The organism is Streptomyces sp. NPDC051963 (assembly GCF_044593495.1).
In the GTDB taxonomy this organism is placed as follows: Bacteria; Actinomycetota; Actinomycetes; order Streptomycetales; family Streptomycetaceae; genus Streptomyces.
The window spans coordinates 770,261-788,778 of sequence record NZ_JBIUCC010000005.1 but is presented as its reverse complement, the minus strand read 5'-3'; the positions used below and the strand labels follow the sequence as shown (position 1 = coordinate 788,778).

Annotated in this window: 18 protein-coding genes; 8 read left to right on the top strand and 10 right to left on the bottom strand. The window is 70.6% G+C overall.

Annotation, left to right across the window (positions count from 1 at the left end):
* The 4 genes from ACIHFB_RS24405 to ACIHFB_RS24390 all read right to left on the bottom strand — a co-directional run.
* Window positions 1-360: transposase (locus ACIHFB_RS24405; protein WP_400127868.1), on the bottom strand; the 360-nt coding region annotated here is incomplete at its 3' end.
* Between the two features lie 83 nt (window positions 361-443).
* On the bottom strand, window positions 444-968 hold the full coding sequence (locus ACIHFB_RS24400; RefSeq protein WP_365273332.1) for an EamA/RhaT family transporter: 525 nt from the start codon (window positions 966-968) through the stop codon (window positions 444-446).
* Between the two features lie 43 nt (window positions 969-1,011).
* Window positions 1,012-1,296 (bottom strand): SH3 domain-containing protein, encoded by a 285-nt coding sequence (locus tag ACIHFB_RS24395; RefSeq protein ID WP_400127882.1) that lies wholly within the window; start codon window positions 1,294-1,296, stop codon window positions 1,012-1,014.
* Between the two features lie 84 nt (window positions 1,297-1,380).
* Window positions 1,381-1,701 (bottom strand): SH3 domain-containing protein, encoded by a 321-nt coding sequence (locus tag ACIHFB_RS24390; protein WP_400127867.1) that lies wholly within the window; start codon window positions 1,699-1,701, stop codon window positions 1,381-1,383.
* 202 nt (window positions 1,702-1,903) lie between these two features.
* Between ACIHFB_RS24390 and ACIHFB_RS24385 the strand changes: the two genes are divergently transcribed.
* Entirely contained in the window at window positions 1,904-4,024 is a 2,121-nt protein-coding gene (locus tag ACIHFB_RS24385; RefSeq protein ID WP_400127866.1) for a serine/threonine-protein kinase, read from the top strand.
* Window positions 4,025-4,072: 48 nt separating this feature from the next.
* On the opposite strand, the gene ilvD is transcribed toward ACIHFB_RS24385, so the two are convergent.
* From ilvD to ACIHFB_RS24365, 4 genes are all read right to left on the bottom strand, one after another.
* Window positions 4,073-5,926 carry a dihydroxy-acid dehydratase gene (ilvD, locus tag ACIHFB_RS24380; protein WP_365273321.1) on the bottom strand — a complete coding sequence of 618 codons (1,854 nt, stop codon included), beginning with the start codon at window positions 5,924-5,926 and terminating at the stop codon, window positions 4,073-4,075.
* 158 nt (window positions 5,927-6,084) lie between these two features.
* A complete protein-coding gene (locus tag ACIHFB_RS24375) occupies window positions 6,085-6,699 on the bottom strand; it encodes a TetR family transcriptional regulator (protein WP_365273318.1) in 615 nt (204 codons plus the stop codon).
* Window positions 6,696-7,520 (bottom strand): sugar phosphate isomerase/epimerase, encoded by an 825-nt coding sequence (locus ACIHFB_RS24370; RefSeq protein ID WP_365273316.1) that lies wholly within the window; start codon window positions 7,518-7,520, stop codon window positions 6,696-6,698. Before ACIHFB_RS24370 ends, ACIHFB_RS24375 begins: the two co-directional genes overlap by 4 nt.
* 131 nt (window positions 7,521-7,651) lie before the next feature.
* Window positions 7,652-8,584, bottom strand: coding sequence for a Ppx/GppA phosphatase family protein (locus ACIHFB_RS24365; RefSeq protein WP_365273313.1), 933 nt, complete (start codon window positions 8,582-8,584; stop codon window positions 7,652-7,654).
* 83 nt (window positions 8,585-8,667) lie between these two features.
* On the opposite strand from ACIHFB_RS24365, the gene ACIHFB_RS24360 reads away from it, so the two are divergent.
* Complete coding sequence (locus ACIHFB_RS24360) at window positions 8,668-9,534, top strand: hypothetical protein (RefSeq protein ID WP_365273310.1); 867 nt, start codon at window positions 8,668-8,670, stop codon at window positions 9,532-9,534.
* 3 nt (window positions 9,535-9,537) lie between these two features.
* Here the strand turns inward: ACIHFB_RS24360 and ACIHFB_RS24355 are convergent, their stop codons facing one another.
* Window positions 9,538-11,274, bottom strand: coding sequence for a hypothetical protein (locus ACIHFB_RS24355; RefSeq protein WP_400127865.1), 1,737 nt, complete (start codon window positions 11,272-11,274; stop codon window positions 9,538-9,540).
* Window positions 11,275-11,495: 221 nt separating this feature from the next.
* On the opposite strand from ACIHFB_RS24355, the gene radA reads away from it, so the two are divergent.
* Window positions 11,496-12,905, top strand: a complete 1,410-nt coding sequence (radA, locus tag ACIHFB_RS24350; protein WP_365273305.1) for a DNA repair protein RadA — start codon at window positions 11,496-11,498, stop codon at window positions 12,903-12,905.
* Between the two features lie 81 nt (window positions 12,906-12,986).
* Window positions 12,987-14,111: a DNA integrity scanning diadenylate cyclase DisA gene (disA, locus tag ACIHFB_RS24345; RefSeq protein WP_365273303.1), complete on the top strand. Its 1,125-nt coding sequence runs from the start codon at window positions 12,987-12,989 to the stop codon at window positions 14,109-14,111.
* Between the two features lie 130 nt (window positions 14,112-14,241).
* Here disA and ACIHFB_RS24340 read toward each other — a convergent pair whose 3' ends face one another.
* Window positions 14,242-15,060 carry a hypothetical protein gene (locus tag ACIHFB_RS24340; protein WP_365273300.1) on the bottom strand — a complete coding sequence of 273 codons (819 nt, stop codon included), beginning with the start codon at window positions 15,058-15,060 and terminating at the stop codon, window positions 14,242-14,244.
* Between the two features lie 196 nt (window positions 15,061-15,256).
* On the opposite strand from ACIHFB_RS24340, the gene ACIHFB_RS24335 reads away from it, so the two are divergent.
* The 4 genes from ACIHFB_RS24335 to cseB all read left to right on the top strand — a co-directional run bounded on the left by ACIHFB_RS24335 (window position 15,257) and on the right by cseB (window position 18,513).
* Complete coding sequence (locus tag ACIHFB_RS24335) at window positions 15,257-16,192, top strand: A/G-specific adenine glycosylase (protein ID WP_400127864.1); 936 nt, start codon at window positions 15,257-15,259, stop codon at window positions 16,190-16,192.
* 265 nt (window positions 16,193-16,457) lie between these two features.
* Entirely contained in the window at window positions 16,458-17,015 is a 558-nt protein-coding gene (locus ACIHFB_RS24330) for a SigE family RNA polymerase sigma factor (protein WP_365273294.1), read from the top strand.
* Window positions 17,003-17,680, top strand: a complete 678-nt coding sequence (locus ACIHFB_RS24325) for a hypothetical protein (protein WP_365273291.1) — start codon at window positions 17,003-17,005, stop codon at window positions 17,678-17,680. The genes ACIHFB_RS24330 and ACIHFB_RS24325 overlap by 13 nt, the downstream gene beginning before the upstream one ends.
* A 128-nt stretch (window positions 17,681-17,808) precedes the next feature.
* The gene (gene cseB, locus ACIHFB_RS24320) at window positions 17,809-18,513 is read left to right on the top strand and encodes a two-component system response regulator CseB (protein WP_365273288.1); all 705 of its coding nucleotides are present in this window, start codon (window positions 17,809-17,811) and stop codon (window positions 18,511-18,513) included.
* Window positions 18,514-18,518: the final 5 nt, after the last annotated feature.

Below are 18,518 nucleotides of genomic sequence, written 5' to 3'. Positions count from 1 at the left end.
GACCAGCTTGCGCAGCGACCAGCGGATGAACGGCTGGCCGAGCCTGACCGGGCGGGTGGTGGCCGTCGCGGTGACGAAGTCCTCGTCGTCAACGCCGAGCAGGCGGGGACGGCCTCCCGCCCACCGAGGGTCCAGGCAGCCCAGGCCGATCTCGTTGAACTGGTGGATCACGTCCCGGACGGTGTCCTCGTCGGCCTGCACCAACTGGGCAATCACCGGCACCCGGTTCCCGCCGGCCGAGGCCAGCAGCATCATCGCGCGCCGATAGCGCACCGAACTGGTGCTGCCCCGGCGCACGATCTGCTGCAGCTTCTGCCCCTCCTGGCCGGTCAGTCTGCGCACACGGACGGGCTCGGCCACCACGCCTCCAGCGGTCGGATCGGACGTCACCGCACATCCAACCGCTACAACCGCCGACCCGGCGAACCTATGCGGTCACAGCACTAGCTCCGGCGCCGCTTCTTCTTGGACGGGTTTCCCGAACGCCGTGTCGCCCGCTTCTCATGCTCTTCGCGGGCCGTCTCGTACTCCTGGCGGTGGAGTTTCTCGCCGGGGGCCTCGGTGAGGGCGCGGAAGAAGTAGGCGAGGAGGGAGCCGATGAAGCCGATGGCCAGGAGGCCGCGGAGGGAGGCCTGGCGGTCGGGGTCGGGGCGCTTGGCGAAGGTGTCCCAGGTGTGCCGGAAGGCGAGTGCGCTGCACACGGCGAACATGACGACGACCAGGAGCGTGACGAAGCTGCCGGTGTCGGCGATCTGGAGGCCCTCGTAGGCGAAGCGGAGGACGAGGCAGGCGGCGGCCGCTGCGGCGAGGGAGCCGATGGCGGCCGCGATGCGGCGGGCTGGGTAGCCGTTGTCGTGGTGCACCCAGGTCGTGCCGAAGAAGCGGATGGGTTCGGGGCGGGGGCCCGGGGCGTCGGGGGTGCCGTTGGAGCCCGCGGGGGTGGCCGGGGTGCCGGAATCGTCGCTCACAGGACGATTATGGCGCCGGGACCGCCGCGGGCTCCTCGTGGGTTCAGTCGCAGCGAGAGGCGATGTAGCCGTCGCTGCCGGTATTCACGTAGGCATCGGACACGAACTGACCGTTGGCGATGTTGTCCCAGATGTTGGACGTGCCGTACGGGCCCGTCACCGTTGAGCCCGGCCTCTGGCAGAAGATCGGGACGCTCGATCCCTCGGGCAGGACGCGGACGATGGTGTAGCTGGTGCCAGGGCCGCTGCGGACATTCAGACGGACGTCCGGAGCGACCGGGTAGAACTGTGCGGCCGCCGTGGCGGTTGGCGACACTCCCAGCACCATGAGAAAGGCACCGGCGGCGGCTGCGAGCAGGATGAACAAACGTCTACGCGACGTCATTTGCCCCCCTGGGCGGTGGTAGCGGGATCAGGAGCAGCGGTCGGCGACGTAGCCGTCGCTGCCGGTGTTCACGTACGCGTCCGAGACGTACTCGCCGTCGTCGATGTTGTCCCAGATCTTGCTGGTGCCGTAGGGACCGGTGACCGTCGTGCCCGGCGTCTGGCAGAAGATCGGGACGCGTGCGCCCACGGGCAGGACGCGGACGATGGTGTAGTTGGTGCCGGGGCCCCGGCGGACGTTGAGCCGGACGCCCGGTGCGACCGGGTAGAAGCGGACAGCCGCGGTCGTCATTGTCGTGACGGCCTCTTCCTCGCCGCCTTCTATGGCCTCGGTGCGGTCAACAGACATGTGGTCCTCCCCCGTTGAACATGAAACCCCCCGGTTTCAGCCCCATGACTGCCATGGGGTCCCGTTGATTCCCCTGAATCACGCCATGAAACACATGTGCGCAACTTGCACACGGACGCTAGCAAGCCGCCTCTGTCTCGTACGAGTCATCGACTAGGCTCCGTGCGTCGCACGCGCCGACGAGCAGCACGGGGGTGATCCCATGGCGCCGCAGCGGAACGCCGGAGCGGGCGCGGAAGCGGAACTTCCCGAGTACGCCGGTCACTACCGGCTGGAGTCCTGCCTGGGCTCCGGCGGCATGGGCGTGGTGCACCTTGCTCGCAGCACTTCGGGAATGAAGCTCGCGGTGAAGGTCGTACACGCCGAGTTCGCGAGAGATCCCGAGTTCAGGGGCCGCTTTCGGCAAGAGGTGGCCGCGGCGCGAACGGTGAGCGGTGCGTTCACGGCGTCCGTTGTGGATGCCGATCCGGAGGCTGAACGGCCCTGGATGGCCACGCTGTTCATTCCGGGGCCGACCCTGTCCGATCACGTGAAGCGGAACGGTCCCATGGCTCCGGCTCAGTTGCGCCGTCTGATGGCCGGGCTCGCCGAGGCGATGCGCGACATCCATCGGGTCGGCGTCGTGCACCGCGATCTGAAGCCGAGCAATGTGCTGCTCGCCGAGGACGGGCCGAAGGTCATCGACTTCGGTATCTCTCGGCCAAAGAACAGCGAACTGCGCACCGAGACCGGCAAATTGATCGGTACACCGCCGTTCATGGCTCCCGAGCAGTTCAGGCGTCCCCGGGAAGTCGGGCCCGCCGCCGACGTCTTCGCCCTCGGGTCCGTGCTGGTACATGCCGCGACGGGGCGTGGGCCCTTCGACTCCGACAGCCCGTATGTCGTCGCCTACCAGGTGGTGCACGACGAGCCGGACCTGAACGGCGTACCGGAGGATCTTGCTCCGCTGGTGCTGCGGTGCCTCGCGAAGGAGCCGGAGGACCGGCCCACACCCGACGAGCTGATGCGGGAACTGAGGTCGGTGTCGGCGTCGTACGACACGCAGGCCTTCATACCCGCGCAGCGGACGAGTGCGGATGAGGCGCAACGGCAGGGGCTCGAGGAGAACGCAGAGAACGCAGAGAACGCAGAGAAACCCGCGCAACTGCCCATCGTTCGCCGGCGCCAGCGAACGATCTTCGCGGCTGGAGCCCTCGGTCTGGTGGCGTGCGGTGCACTCGTCGCGGTTCAGCTGCTCGGCGGAGAAGGCAACTCCCCGAAGGAGACCGGCACTCGCTCCACATCCGCTGCGTTCCGCGCCTGGGAGGCACAGCCGGTGTCCGCGGCCGGAGCACCCCAATGCTCTTACGGAGCAGGGAAGTTGATCTGCGCGCAGGCCGGACAGGTCTACGCCCTCGCACCGTCGGACGGAACCCTGCTCTGGCGACACTCCGTCACCACGTCGCGTACGAGTGGCCTTCCTGTCGTGTCCGGCGGCCTCGTCCAGCCCTCGTTGGGGGAAGGCCGGCGCCTGGAGGCCCTCGATCCCACCTCGGGCAAACCACGTTGGCAGCGAGACGTGCCCACGTACACCGGAATGCAAGTCGCCGGGGACATGCTCCTGCTCACCGGCGCCGACGGCACCGTCTCGGGGGTGGACAGCGCCTCGGGCGACGAGAAGTGGAGTCACCGGATACCCGGCCAGCAGGCGCCGTACTTCGACTCGTTCCCCGGGGACCCGCTGGCGTACGCGTCACGCACGTCCGACGACGGGTCGAGCACACGGGTCACAGCCGTGGATCCCACCTCCGGTGACGTGCGGTGGGACGTTCGGCTGAAGGGGACGCTGAAGCCCGTCGGCAGCAGCGACGGATCCGTCTTCTTCCTCTCCGCCGACCCGATCGACGGCGACACCGAGGCTGTCGTCCGTTACTCCCCGGAGTCGAAGTCGACGCGCCGGGTGGCGCTTCCCGTTTCCCGGGTGGGGGCTCACGCGACCGTGCAGGGGAACCGCGTCTACCTCATGTCCGCAGGGGGCTTTCTGGAAGCCGTCAACATGGACGCGCGCAAGTGGCTGTGGCACATGGGGACATCGGTGAGCCGGGGTTCCGGGCCCGTTGTCGGCCACGGTCATGTGTACTTCACCGCCGCCGACGGGCGGCTGCTCGCGGTGGACGCCCGCACCGGGACACTCGCCGGGCAGACCGCACCACGCCTCGGCACGAACTCGGACCGAGTCCCGGGCACATTGAACGAGCCTGCGATCATCGACGGCCACGTGTACGCCAGTGCCCCCGACGGCACCGTCTTCGGTGTGGACGCCGCCAAACCCTCCGCCTGGTAACACGCAAAAGGACCGCCCCCAACAGGAGGCGGCCCCTCACGCACCCCCTCAGCCCAGCATCGACACGTCCCGCACCGCGCCCTTGTCCGCGCTGGTCGCCATCGCCGCGTAGGCCCGCAGCGCCGCCGACACCTTGCGCTCACGGTTCTTCGGGGCGTACACGCCGTTCAGGGCCTGCTCGCGGCGGGTCAACTCGGTGTTGTCCACGAGGAGTTCGATCGACCGGTTCGGGATGTCGATGCGGATGCGGTCGCCGTCCTCGACGAGGGCGATGGTGCCGCCGGACGCGGCTTCCGGGGACGCGTGGCCGATGGACAGGCCGGAGGTGCCGCCGGAGAAGCGGCCGTCGGTGACCAGGGCGCAGGTCTTGCCGAGGCCGCGGCCCTTGAGGAAGGACGTCGGGTAGAGCATCTCCTGCATACCGGGGCCGCCCTTGGGGCCCTCGTAGCGGATGACGACGACGTCGCCGTCGGTGACCTGTTTGTTGAGGATCTTCTCCACGGCTTCTTCCTGGGACTCGCAGACCACCGCCGGGCCCTCGAACGTCCAGATCGACTCGTCGACGCCCGCCGTCTTCACCACGCAGCCGTCGACGGCGAGGTTGCCCTTGAGGACCGCCAGGCCGCCGTCCTTCGAGTACGCGTGCTCGGCGGAGCGGATGCAGCCGCCCTCGGCGTCCTCGTCGAGGGCCGCCCAGCGCTCGGACTGGGAGAATGCCTCGGCGGAGCGGACGCAGCCCGGGGCCGCGTGCCACAGCTCCACGGCCTCAGGTGAGGGGGAGCCGGCGCGGACGTCCCACGTCTTCAGCCAGTCCGCGAGGGACGGGCTGTGGACGGAGTGCACGTCCTCGTTCAGCAGGCCCGCGCGGTGCAGTTCACCGAGGAGGGCGGGGATGCCGCCGGCGCGGTGCACGTCCTCCATGTAGTACGTGCGGTCCTTGGCGACGTTCGGAGCGACCTTGGCGAGGCAAGGGACCTTGCGCGAGACCTCGTTGATCTCGTTGAGGCCGAACGGAACGCCCGCCTCCTGGGCCGCCGCCAGCAGGTGCAGGATCGTGTTCGTGGAGCCGCCCATCGCGATGTCCAGCGCCATCGCGTTCTCGAAGGCCGCGAAGGTGGCGACGTTGCGCGGCAGGACCGTCTCGTCGTCCTGGTCGTAGTAGCGCCGGGTGATGTCCATGACCGTGCGGGCGGCATCGACGTACAGCCGCTTGCGGGCCGTGTGCGTGGCGAGGACCGAGCCGTTGCCGGGGAGGCTGAGGCCGATCGCCTCCGTCAGGCAGTTCATGGAGTTGGCCGTGAACATGCCGGAGCAGGAGCCGCAGGTCGGACAGGCGTTCTCCTCGATACGGAGGATGTCCTCGTCCGAGATCTTGTCGTTCACGGCGTCGGAGATCGCGTCGACCAGGTCGAGCGTACGGACCGTGCCGTCGACCAGCGTGGCGCGGCCGGACTCCATCGGGCCGCCGGAGACGAAGACCGTCGGGATGTTCAGGCGAAGGGCCGCGTTCAGCATGCCCGGGGTGATCTTGTCGCAGTTGGAGATGCAGATCAGGGCGTCGGCGCAGTGGGCCTCGACCATGTACTCCACCGAGTCCGCGATGAGGTCGCGGGACGGGAGCGAGTACAGCATGCCGCCGTGGCCCATCGCGATGCCGTCGTCCACGGCGATCGTGTTGAACTCGCGCGGGATGCCGCCCGCCTCGACGATCGCCTCGCTGACGATCCGGCCGACCGGCTGGAGGTGCGTGTGGCCCGGCACGAACTCCGTGAAGCTGTTGGCGACCGCGATGATCGGCTTGCGGCCGATGTCCGCACCGGGTACACCGGAGGCGCGCATAAGGGCGCGGGCGCCCGCCATGTTGCGACCGTGGGTGACTGTGCGGGACCTCAGCTCGGGCATCGTCGCTCGCTCCTTCGAAGAGTTCTGGAGAGTTCTGCCGAGAGTTTTGACTGCTTCGAGCGTACGCCGGGGCCTCAAACGCCGGACATGGTGTCCGGAATGCGGGACGCGCGTCTCAGGGAACAGAGCATTGCGAGCAGCGGACGCAGGTAGCCCACTCAGGCATTTCCGGCGTGCGTGAGGTGCCCCTGCACAACCGGCGCCACCCGCGCGATGATCTCCTCCGGGTCCGCCGACGCGATCGGCTCCAACTTGATCACGTAGCGGAGCATGGCGATCCCCACCAGCTGCGCGGCCGCGAGCTCGGCGCGCAGCTCGGCGTCCGGGGCGTCGATCTCCCCGGCGACACGGCGCAGCAGCTGGGCGGAGAGGAGCCGGCGGAAGACGGCCGCCGCGGAGTCGTTGTTCACCGCGGACCGGATGATCGCGAGCAGCGGTATCCGGGTGACCGGGTTCTCCCAGAGCCCGAAGATCATGCGGGTCAGGCGTTCGCCGATGTCGTCGAGAGGGCCTTCAAGGACCACGTCCCGGATCTTCAGGGCCGGCGCGAAGGCGACCTCGACGGCCGCTTCGAAGACCTGCTCCTTCGTACCGAAGTAGTGGTGGACCAGCGCCGAGTCCACGCCGGCCGCCTTGGCGATGGCGCGGACCGATGTCTTCTCGTACCCCCGCTCGGAGAACTCCTCGCGGGCCGCGTTCAGGATCAGGTCGCGGGTGTCGGCTGATTCCGTACGGCGGGGTCTGCCGCGCTTCCGGGCGGTCGCGTCGCTCATCGCCGGGGCACCTGCACCGCCGACGCCAGGTGAAGGCGGGTGAAGGCGAGGGCCTCCGCGAGGTCGGCCTCGCGTTCGGCGCTGGACATCGCGCGCCGGGTGTTGACCTCGATGACGACATGACCGTCGAAGCCGGTCAGCGCGAGCCGCTCCAGCAGCTCGGCGCAGGGCTGCGTGCCGCGGCCGGGAACCAGGTGCTCGTCCTTCGCCGAACCGTTGCCGTCCGCGAGGTGGACGTGGCCGAGACGGTCTCCCATCCGGTCGATCATCTGGATCGCGTCCGTGCGCGCCGTCGCCGTATGGCTGAGATCGATCGTGAAGTGGCGGTAGTCGTCCTTGGTGACGTCCCAGTCGGGGGCGTACGCGAGCATCTCGCGGTCGCGGTAGCGCCAGGGGTACATGTTCTCCACTGCGAACCGCACATCCGTTTCGTCGGCCATGCGCCAGATCCCGGCGACGAAGTCGCGGGCGTACTGGCGCTGCCAGCGGAACGGGGGGTGTACGACGACCGTGCTCGCGCCCAGCTTCTCCGCCGCCGCCCTGGCGCGCTGGAGCTTGATCCAGGGGTCGCTGGACCACACGCGCTGCGTGATGAGCAGGCAGGGGGCATGGACGGCCAGGACCGGGATCCGGTGGTAGTCCGAGAGGCGGCGCAGGGCGTCGATGTCCTGGCTGACCGGGTCGGTCCACACCATGACCTCGACACCGTCGTACCCGAGGCGTGCGGCGATCTCGAAGGCCGTCGCCGTCGACTCCGGGTAGACGGAGGCCGTCGAGAGGGCGACCTTCGCGTCCGGGATCCGTACGACTGGGTTTGCCACGGAGACAGGGTACGTGGGTCCGAGGGGTGGGCCGGGGGTGGTGTGCGCCTATTCGCCGTTGTGCTTCTCACTGCGCGCGCCTGCCGGTTGTCTGTGGCTGGTCGCGCAGTTCCCCGCGCCCTGCGGGGGGGCTATGCCGAAGCCATGTGGTCGAGGCGCCGCAGGATCACGCCCTCCCTCAGGGCCCACGGGCAGATTTCCAGCGTCTCCACGCCGAACAGGTCCATCGCGCCCTCGGCCACCATGGCGCCCGCCAGCAGCTGGCCGGCTCGGCCCTCGGACACTCCCGGGAGTTCCGCTCGCTGGGCTGCCGTCATGCCTGCGAGCTGGGGGACCCAGGCCTCCAGGGACTCGCGCTTGAGATCGCGCTGGACGTAGAGGCCCTCGGTGGAGCGGGCGGCACCGGCTATGCGGGCCAGCTGCTTGAAGGTCTTCGAGGTGGCGACGACGTGGTCGGGGCGGCCGAAGCGCGTGAACTCGCCCACGCTACGGGCGATCTGGGCGCGGACATGGCGGCGCAGTGTCCTTATCGCCTCCGGGTCGGGCGGGTCGCCGGGGAGCCAGCCGGCGGTGAGGCGGCCCGCGCCGAGGGGCAGGGAGACGGCGGCGTCGGGCTCCTCGTCGATGCCGTACGCGATCTCCAGGGAGCCGCCGCCGATGTCCAGGACCAGGAGCTTCCCGGCCGACCAGCCGAACCAGCGGCGGGCGGCGAGGAAGGTGAGACGGGCCTCTTCGGCGCCGGTGAGGACCTGGAGCTCGACGCCGGTCTCGGCGTGCACGCGCGCGAGGACGTCATCGGCGTTGCTGGCCTCGCGGACGGCGGAGGTCGCGAACGGCAGCAGGTCCTCGACGCCCTTGTCCTCGGCCGCCTGGAGCGCCTCGCGGACGACTCCGATCAGCCGGTCCACGCCGTCGGGGCCGATCGCTCCGTCGTCGTCGAGCAGTTGGGCAAGGCGCAGTTCCGCCTTGTGCGAGTGCGCGGGCAGGGGGCGTGCGCCCGGGTGCGCATCCACCACCAGGAGATGCACCGTGTTTGAACCCACGTCGAGGACACCGAGTCTCATGTACAGAACGCTACTGCCAGCGAAGACCTGAGCCGTCACCCGCGCGGTCCCGGAACCCGTTCCGGGCGACTTACCCTGGTCCCGTGCCAAAGACGAAAAAGGCGAAGGACGAGAAGTCGGCCAAGAAGGCCAAATCCGGCAAGGGTTCTTCGCAGGCGAAGGCGCCCAAACCGCCGAAGGCCCCGCAGGTGAGCGATGAGCAGGGCCTCGACTTCGCGCGCGCGTGGGTGGAATTTCCTGATCCGGCGGACGACGAACAGGTCTTCCGGTGCGATCTGACATGGCTGACCTCTCGGTGGAACTGCATCTTCGGCAGCGGCTGCCAGGGCATCCAGGCGGGCCGCGCGGACGACGGGTGCTGCACGCTGGGCGCGCACTTCTCCGACGAGGACGACGAGAAGCGGGTCGCCGGGCATGTGGCGAGGCTCACTCCGGAGGTCTGGCAGAACCACGACGTGGGGACGCAGACCGGCTGGGTCTCGGTCGACGAGGACGGCGACCGGCAGACCCGCCCGTACCAGGGCTCGTGCATCTTCCAGAACCGGCCCGGTTTCGCGGGCGGCGCGGGCTGCTCGCTGCACATCCTCGCCGTGAAGGAGGGCCGGGAGCCGCTGGAGACCAAGCCCGACGTGTGCTGGCAGCTGCCGGTCCGGCGGACGTACGAGTGGATCGACCGGCCCGACGACACGCGCGTGCTCCAGGTGTCGATCGGTGAGTACGACCGCCGCGGCTGGGGTCCTGGCGGCCACGACCTGCACTGGTGGTGCACGTCGGCGACCTCGGCGCACGGTGCGGGTGACCCGGTGTATGTGTCGTACGGGCCGGAGCTGACCGAGCTGATGGGCAAGGCGGGGTACGACCGGCTGGTCGAGCTCTGCGAGGAGCGGCTGGCCTCGCAGCTGCCGTTGCTGGCGCCGCATCCGGCGGACCCGGTAGACCCGGTCGACTGATCTTCAGGATGTTGAGGGGCTGGGGTCGCCACTGTCGCTCGGTGGTGGCGACGAGCCCCCTGGATCCCCCGGGTCGGACGGCGACGGCTCGGTGGGGGTCGGGCTCGGGTCGGCGGAGGACGGCGGCGGGTCGCTCGGCGCGGGCTCGGTGGGCGACGGGTCGGTCGGGAGCGGGCTCGGATCGGACGTCGACGGGGGCGGGTCGCTGGGCGTGCCCGGGCCGGGTCCCGGGTGGGACGGGGTGGGCGCGGTGCCGTAGCCCTCGATGGAGACGACGGCGCCGGCGGGTGAGATCGCCACGCGCGCGCTCCAGTACCCGGACGGCTCGCGCAGATGGTCGACGTACACCTTGATCGTCAACGATTCGCCGGGTTCGAGCGTTCCCGAGGACTGGCTCAGGTAGAGCCAGGAGGCACCGGTGGCCGCGGACCAGCGGACGGGCGCGGAGCCGGTCGCGGTGAGGGTGAGGAGCGTGGTGTCGCCGCTGTTGCCGGCGGTCACCGCGAGGTGTGCCGCGCCCTTCGTGGTGGCGCCGGTGACGCCGATGACCTCCACCGAGACGTCGGGGCTGCCTCCCTCGCGGAACCGGGCGCCGGGCTTGATGTCGGCGTTCCCGGCGTTCTCGTAGCCCCCGCTCGCCGCCTCGCCGTCCAGGCTGCCCGGGCCGTAGGCCTCGCTCGCGGTGGCCGAGCCGCCCTCCTGTCCCTCGGCGACCGGCGTGCCCCGGTAGGCGGCCCACAGCGCGAGCACGGGCGCGGCCACGACGGTGGCGACCACGGTGGTCGTGAGGGCACGCGCGCGTAGCCGGTCCCTTCGGGCCGCGCGGTCCTTGGGGTCCATCGGGAAACCGCGCCGGTCGAAGCGCGGAGCGGCGGCCCGCGCGCGTGGGCCGTGCGCCATGGCGACGTGCAGGGCCGCGCGGGGCGCCTGGAGGACGGGCAGGTCGGCGGTGGTGGCGTTCGCGCCGGGCCAGCGGCCGGGGATCGCGCGCTCGGCGGTACGGCGGCAGCGCGGACAGTCGTCGACGTGCCGCACCAGTTCGCGGCGCACGGCCGCGCTGAGCACCAGCTGGTTGTCGCCGGTGAGCCGGGCGACACCCGGGCAGCCGCCGGTCTCCACGACGGCGAGGGCGGCACGCGTGCGTTCCACCTCGCAGGCGGCGGAGGCGAGCAGTTCGCGGGCGGTGGCCAGGTCCAGGCCGAGGACGGCGGCGACCTCGTGCGCGGCGAGGTGGTGGCGCACGGCGAGTTCGAGCGCCTCGCGCTGCTCGGGGGTGGTGCCGGCGGCCTCCGGCCAGGCGAGCAGGGCGAGTTCACGCCGACGCTGCTCCTGGACCTCGTCGGAGACGGGCGGCGGGGCGGGGGCGTCCGCGGTGCGGCGCCGGTCGGTCGTGTGCCGGCCCGCCGCGTGGGTGGCCTGACGTTTCTGCTTGGCTTCGGCCAGCTTGCGCAGGCACGCCCAGCGGGCCAGCGCGTACAGCCAGGCCCTGCGGTCGCCGGCGGCCTCGGGGCCGTGCCGGCCACGCCGCTCGGCCAGCGCGAGGACGTCCCCGAGGGCGGCGGTCGCCGCGTCGTGGTCGCACAGCACGGACAGGCAGTAGGTGAACAGGCCGTCCAGGTAGGGCTCGTAGCGCGCGGGCGGCCGCTGCGCCAGCGTGCGCGCGGCAGTACGGTCACGCGCCTCCCGGTGCGACCTGTGTGCGCCGGTGGTGCGGGTCGAGGTCTCCGAACTGCTGCTCATCACCCGTGGACCGTAGGCGGCGGGGGTTGGCGGCTTCCTGCCCCTTGAGCACTTTTAATCCATACGGGTGAAACGATCCCTCAATCGGGGACAGGAGCGCCGGATTCCATGACCGGTTCGGGGTGATCGTGCCTGTTTCATTGCGAGTTGCCCGATGTCGCGACAGAGGGGCGGGCGGCGCAGTGTCCGCGTTGTCAGTGGGGCCCGTTACGGTTCGGTCCATGGCTGCCCGTACGAAATCCACGAAGGACCGCCCGTCCTACCGCTGCACGGAATGCGGCTGGCAGACGGCCAAGTGGCTCGGTCGGTGCCCCGAGTGCCAGGCATGGGGGACGATCGAGGAGTACGGCGCGCCCGCCGTCCGTACGACGACACCGGGGCGCGTCACCACCTCCGCGCTGCCCATCGGCCAGGTCGACGGACGTCAGGCCACCGCCCGCTCCACCGGCGTGCCCGAGCTGGACCGCGTGCTCGGCGGCGGTCTGGTCCCCGGAGCCGTGGTCCTCCTCGCGGGCGAGCCCGGCGTCGGCAAGTCGACCCTCCTCCTCGACGTCGCGGCCAAGGCGGCGAGCGACGAGCACCGCACCCTCTATGTGACGGGCGAGGAGTCGGCGAGCCAGGTCCGGCTGCGCGCCGACCGCATCAAGGCCCTCGACGACAACCTCTTCCTCGCCGCCGAGACCGATCTGGCCGCCGTACTGGGCCACTTGGACGCGGTGAAGCCGTCCCTGCTGATCGTCGACTCCGTGCAGACGGTGGCCTCCCCGGAGATCGACGGCGCACCCGGCGGCATGGCGCAGGTGCGGGAGGTGGCCGGGGCACTGATCCGCGCGTCCAAGGAGCGCGGGATGGCCACGCTCCTGGTGGGCCATGTCACCAAGGACGGCGCGATCGCGGGACCCCGCCTCCTCGAACACCTCGTGGACGTCGTCCTGAGCTTCGAGGGCGACCGGCACGCCCGCCTCAGGCTCGTGCGCGGCGTCAAGAACCGCTACGGCGCCACGGACGAGGTCGGCTGCTTCGAACTGCACGACGAGGGCATCACGGGCCTGACCGACCCGAGCGGCCTGTTCCTGACCCGGCGGGCCGAGCCGGTGCCCGGCACCTGTCTGACCGTCACGCTGGAGGGCCGCCGCCCCCTGGTCGCCGAAGTCCAGGCCCTGACCGTCGACTCCCAGATCCCCTCCCCGCGTCGTACGACGTCCGGCCTGGAGACCTCCCGCGTCTCGATGATGCTGGCCGTTCTGGAGCAGCGGGGCAGGATCACCGCGTTGGGCAAGAGGGATATCTACTCCGCGACGGTCGGCGGAGTGAAGCTCTCCGAGCCCGCCGCTGATCTGGCCGTCGCCCTCGCCCTGGCGTCGGCCGCGAGCGACACCCCGTTGCCGAAGAACCTCGTCGCGATCGGCGAAGTGGGCCTCGCGGGCGAGGTCAGACGGGTCACGGGCGTGCAGCGCAGGCTCGCCGAGGCCCACCGTCTGGGCTTCACCCACGCGCTCGTGCCGGGCGACCCCGGCAAGATCCCTGCCGGTATGAAGGTGCTGGAAGTAGCCGACATAGGGGACGCCCTCAGGGTCCTTCCGCGCTCGCGTCGCCGAGAGGCCCCACGGGACGAGGAGGACCGCCGGTAGACTTTGCCCTGGTCTCGCCCGTCCGTACGAACCGAGTGTGCGAACGGGAGCGCCAGAAGTACCTGCGACCGGAGGAGTGCAGTGGCAGCCAACGACCGGGCGGCAGCTCCCGGAAAGTCCGGCGGGAGTTCCGGTGCCGATGGCCTGATGCGCGCCTCACTGAGCGCCGTGGCACCCGGCACGGCCCTGCGCGACGGCCTCGAGCGCGTGCTCCGCGGCAACACCGGCGGTCTCATCGTGCTCGGCTTCGACAAGACCGTCGAGCTGATGTGCACGGGCGGATTCGTCCTGGACGTCGAGTTCACGGCGACGCGGCTGCGCGAGCTGTGCAAGCTCGACGGCGGCATCGTGCTCAACTCCGATCTGTCGAAGATCCTGCGGGCGGGCGTGCAGTTCGTGCCCGACGCGACGATCCCGACGGAGGAGACGGGCACCCGGCACCGCACCGCGGACCGGGTCAGCAAGCAGGTCGGCTTCCCCGTCGTCTCCGTCTCCCAGTCCATGCGGCTGATCGCGCTCTACGTCGACGGACAGCGCCGTGTCCTGGAGGACTCGGCGGCGATCCTGTCCCGCGCGAACCAGGCCCTGGCCACCCTGGAGCGGTACAAGCTCCGCCTGGACGAGGTCGCGGGAACGTTGTCAGCGCTGGAGATCGAGGACCTGGTGACGGTCCGTGACGTCTCCGCGGTCGCGCAGCGCCTGGAGATGGTCCGCCGCATCGCCACCGAAATCGCCGAGTATGTGGTCGAACTGGGCACCGACGGGCGCCTCCTGGCCCTCCAGTTGGACGAGCTGATCGCCGGCGTGGAGCCCGAGCGTGAGCTGGTCGTCCGCGACTACGTCCCCGAGCCCACCGCGAAACGCTCCCGCACGGTCGAGGAGGCCCTCTCCGAGCTGGACGCCCTCACCCACGCCGAACTCCTCGAACTCCCCACGGTGGCAAGGGCCTTGGGCTACACCGGATCACCGGAGGCCCTCGACTCGGCGGTGTCCCCGCGCGGCTTCCGTCTGCTGGCCAAGGTGCCGCGCCTCCCCGGCGCCATCATCGACCGCCTGGTGGAACACTTCGGCGGCCTGCAGAAGCTGCTCGCCGCCAGCGTGGACGACCTTCAGACGGTGGACGGCGTCGGCGAGGCAAGGGCACGCAGCGTACGGGAAGGACTGTCGCGGCTGGCGGAGAGCTCGATCCTGGAGCGGTACGTCTGATCACAGGCCCACGGCAGCGCCCCGTAAGGGGCGCGGGGCTGTATCAATATGCGGCTCCGCCGCGTGGGCGCGACCAGCCACGAGGGACCCGCAGACGCTCAACGACCGAACCCGGCACTCTGAGGAGCGCTCAGTCCTTCTCAAGCACGAACGACGTCTGCACCTTCGCGAACCCCGGCGCCGTCGCCTCCACGAGATACGTCCCCGCCGCCGCCGACCCCGCCGGAGGCGTCCCGCACTCGGGCGCACTGGCCTTGCGATCCCACGCCACGGTGTACGTGACGCTGCTGCCGGCCGGCACCCGGTACAGCAGGCTCCCGGACGTCTTCGGGCAGTCCTCGGACGACCAGAAGTCCTCGTCGCTGCCCGCCTGAGTGATCGTCAACACCGTGCTCTCGGGCCCGAGATCGACCTTGCAGTCACTCCCGGAGGAGTTCGTCGCGGTCAGCTCGACGCTCGGCGTCTGCCCCAGCCCGTATGCGTTGTGCAGGCTGCGCAGGCCCAACCTGACCGCCCCGGTGGTGCAGTTGGGCAGCGTGGACCCGGCCGGGAGCGTGTCCCCCGTACCGCTGCCGGCACCGCCCTCGGACCCGCCGCCCGCGGACCCGTCGTCGCCGTTGGCGCCGTCGGAGGTTCCGCCCGTGTCACCGGAACCCGAATCCGAGCCGGAGGAGGACCCGTTGGAGTCGCCGTCCCCCGTCTCGTCGCGTCCGCCCGGGGCCTGGCTGATCGCGGGTCCGGAGCCGGACGGTCCGGGTGTGATCGTGGACGGCGTGGGACTCCCGTCGCCGTTCGAGCCGTTGGCGCCGTTCTTGCCGCCGCCTCCGCCCATGGTGACGATCCACGTGACCAGCAGCGCCAACAGGGCGACCACAGACACGATTACGACCCTCCGTCGCCAGTAGATGGAGGAGGGAAGCGGCCCGACCGGATTGCGCAGAGATCCCACGGCGCAAACTGTACGAGAGATCGGCGCCGACACTGGCCCCACCCGCCGCCCGGAGCCACAACTTTTCCGGATCATCATCCCGGAAACGACCGTCTCATCCCCGGCTTTCGTCAGAAACCGGGATCATGATCTCTCCCCGGTCTGCGGGTGGCGGAACACCCGAGCCCCCGTCCTCCCGTGGCAGGATCGGAAGGCCATGACTGCGCCCACGATGCCCCAGCCCCCGCACAGCGCCGACTCCACCGCCGACCGTCTACTCGGTGCGCCCCTGCACTCCCCCGTCATCTCCTGGTTCGACGAGCACGCCCGCGATCTGCCGTGGCGACGCCCTCAGGCCGGGCCGTGGGGGGTGATGGTCAGCGAGTTCATGCTCCAGCAGACGCCGGTGAACCGCGTCCTGCCCATCTACGAGCAGTGGCTGGCCCGCTGGCCGCGCCCCGCCGACCTCGCGAAGGAGGCGCCGGGCGAGGCCGTCCGCGCCTGGGGCCGGCTCGGCTACCCGCGCCGCGCCCTGCGCCTGCACGGCGCCGCCGTCGCCATAACGGAACGGCACGGCGGCGACGTACCGACCGACCACACCCAGCTCCTGGCCCTGCCCGGCATCGGCGAGTACACGGCCGCCGCCGTCGCCTCCTTCGCGTACGGCCAGCGGCATGCCGTCCTCGACACCAACGTCCGCCGGGTCTTCGCCCGCGCGGTCACCGGCGTCCAGTACCCGCCGAACGCCACCACCGCCGCCGAACGCAAGCTCGCCCGTGCGCTGCTGCCCGAGGACGAGCGCACCGCCGCCCGCTGGGCCGCCGCCTCCATGGAACTCGGTGCGCTCGTGTGCACCGCCAAGAACGAGACCTGCCACCGCTGCCCCATCTCCGCCCAGTGCGCCTGGCAGCTCGCGGGCAAGCCCGAGCACGAGGGGCCGCCGCGCCGCGGGCAGACATACGCCGGCACCGACCGCCAGGTACGCGGCAAGCTCCTCGCCGTACTGCGCGAGGCCCACGCACCCGTTCCGCAGGCCGCGCTCGACCGCGTGTGGCACGAGCCTGTGCAACGCGCCCGCGCCCTCGACGGACTTGTCGCGGACGGGTTGGTGGAGCCGCTGGCGGACGGTCTGTACCGGCTGCCACTGAGCTGACGTACGCACAGGTCCGTCGGCCGGCGCACAGGCGCGTCACAACACATCACAGGGAAACCCCAGCCCCACCCGACCCCAAATCACCCCATACCCACACCATCCCAGCTGCACCTTTACTTCCGTCCTACCTCTGTTACACAACCGACGGACAGCCGAGCGCTGGCCGCAGGCTGCTTCGGACAGCCCCGTGACAACCCCTCCGTAGCTTCATTTCAGTGCCCGACGGGGGCGCGGGCCAAGTACGGGGATCGGGAGGCGGTTGATCATGGAGCAGTGCGAGGTGGGCGCAGTGGGCGAGGTGCTCGAATTCGAGGAGTACGTCCGCACCAGGCAGGACGCGCTGCTGCGCAGCGCCCGCCGGCTGGTCCCGGACCCTGTCGACGCACAGGACCTGCTCCAGACCGCGCTGGTACGGACGTACGGCCGCTGGGACGGCATAGCCGACAAGCGGCTCGCGGACGCCTATCTGCGCCGCGTGATGATCAACACCCGGACCGAGTGGTGGCGGGCGCGCAAGCTGGAGGAAGTGCCGACCGAGCAGCTCCCGGACGCCTGCGTCGACGACGCCACCGAGCAGCACGCGGACCGCGCCCTGCTGATGGATGTCATGAAGGTGCTGGCTCCCAAGCAGCGCAGTGTCGTGGTGCTGCGACACTGGGAGCAGATGTCCACGGAGGAGACGGCCGCCGCCCTCGGTATGTCGGCCGGAACGGTCAAGAGCACGCTGCACCGGGCGCTCGCCCGGCTCCGCGAGGAGCTGGAACGGCGGGATCTGGACGCACGCGCGCTGGAGCGTGAGGAGCAGGAGCGGTGCGCGGCTTGACCGACGCGGATCCCGACGTGGCCCCAGGGCCCACACCGGGTCGAGGCACTTTGCAGGCGGCGTTCACGGCGGTGGCCGTGCTCGCCGCCCTCGCCCTTTTCATGTCCGGCTGCGGCACCGGCGGCACCGGCGCCCGTGACGAGGGCCCGGCGCACTCCGACTCCGTCGCGCCCGCGAGCATGTCGCCACCGGCTTCTCCGTCCGCCACCCCGGCGCGCGTGGACGGCGTCAAGCTGGTGCAGGACGACCCGAGCATCGCGGCCGAGGTCAAGCACGAGCTGAAGCCCTGCGTCGGCGACGAGTACCCGGTCGACGTGTCGTACGGCGACCTGACCGGAGGATCCTCCAGCGATGTCGTCGTCAACGTGCTGACCTGCGGTGACGCGGTCGGTGTCGGCTCCTATGTGTACCGCGAGGAGGACGGGCGGTACGAGAACGTGTTCAAGGTCGAGGAACCGCCGGTCTACGCCGAGATCGACCGCGGCGACCTGGTGGTGACCAAGCAGGTGTACGAGAAGGGCGACCCGGTGTCGAGTCCGTCCGGCGAATATGTGATCACCTATCACTGGTCGGCGTCGGGCCGCTTCACCGAGAAGTACCGCACGCGCAACGACTACAGCAGTGTCGTGGGCGAGGATCCGACCGTGGCACCCGAGTCCGGCTGACGCGTGAACCGATCGGGTGGCCGGGAACGATCCTCCAGTGAACCGCCCGCACGATTCCTGCGTCCGCCTACTGGGCGCACCACCCGACCGACGCACGAAGAAACCGCACGAGGACAGAGAGCACCGGGATGGCAGACCAGACCCACGTTCTGTTCGTCGAGGACGACGACGTCATCCGCGAGGCCACCCAGCTCGCCCTGGAGCGGGACGGCTTCGTGGTCACCGCGATGCCCGACGGGCTCTCCGGCCTGGAGGCCTTCCGGACGGACCGCCCCGACATCGCGCTCCTCGACGTCATGGTCCCGGGCCTGGACGGCGTCAGCCTGTGCCGCCGTATCCGGGACGAGTCGACGGTGCCGGTGATCATGCTGTCGGCGCGCGCGGACTCGATCGACGTCGTCCTGGGCCTGGAGGCGGGCGCGGACGACTATGTGACCAAGCCGTTCGACGGCGCCGTGCTGGTCGCGCGGATCCGGGCGGTGCTGCGCCGCTTCGGACACGCGGGCGGCGGCGGGCAGTCGGAGGAGCCCGCGTCCACGTCGGCCGGCGGGGTGCTGTCCTTCGGCGAGCTGGAGATCGACACCGAGGGCATGGAGGTGCGCAAGGGCGGGCAGCCGGTGGCGCTGACGCCCACGGAAATGCGGCTGCTCCTGGAGTTCTCGTCGGCGCCGGGCACGGTGCTGTCGCGGGACAAGCTCCTGGAGCGCGTGTGGGACTACGGCTGGGGCGGTGACACGCGCGTGGTCGACGTCCATGTGCAGCGGCTTCGTACGAAGATCGGCCAGGACCGTATCGAGACGGTCCGTGGCTTCGGCTACAAGTTGAAGGCCTGAGCAGG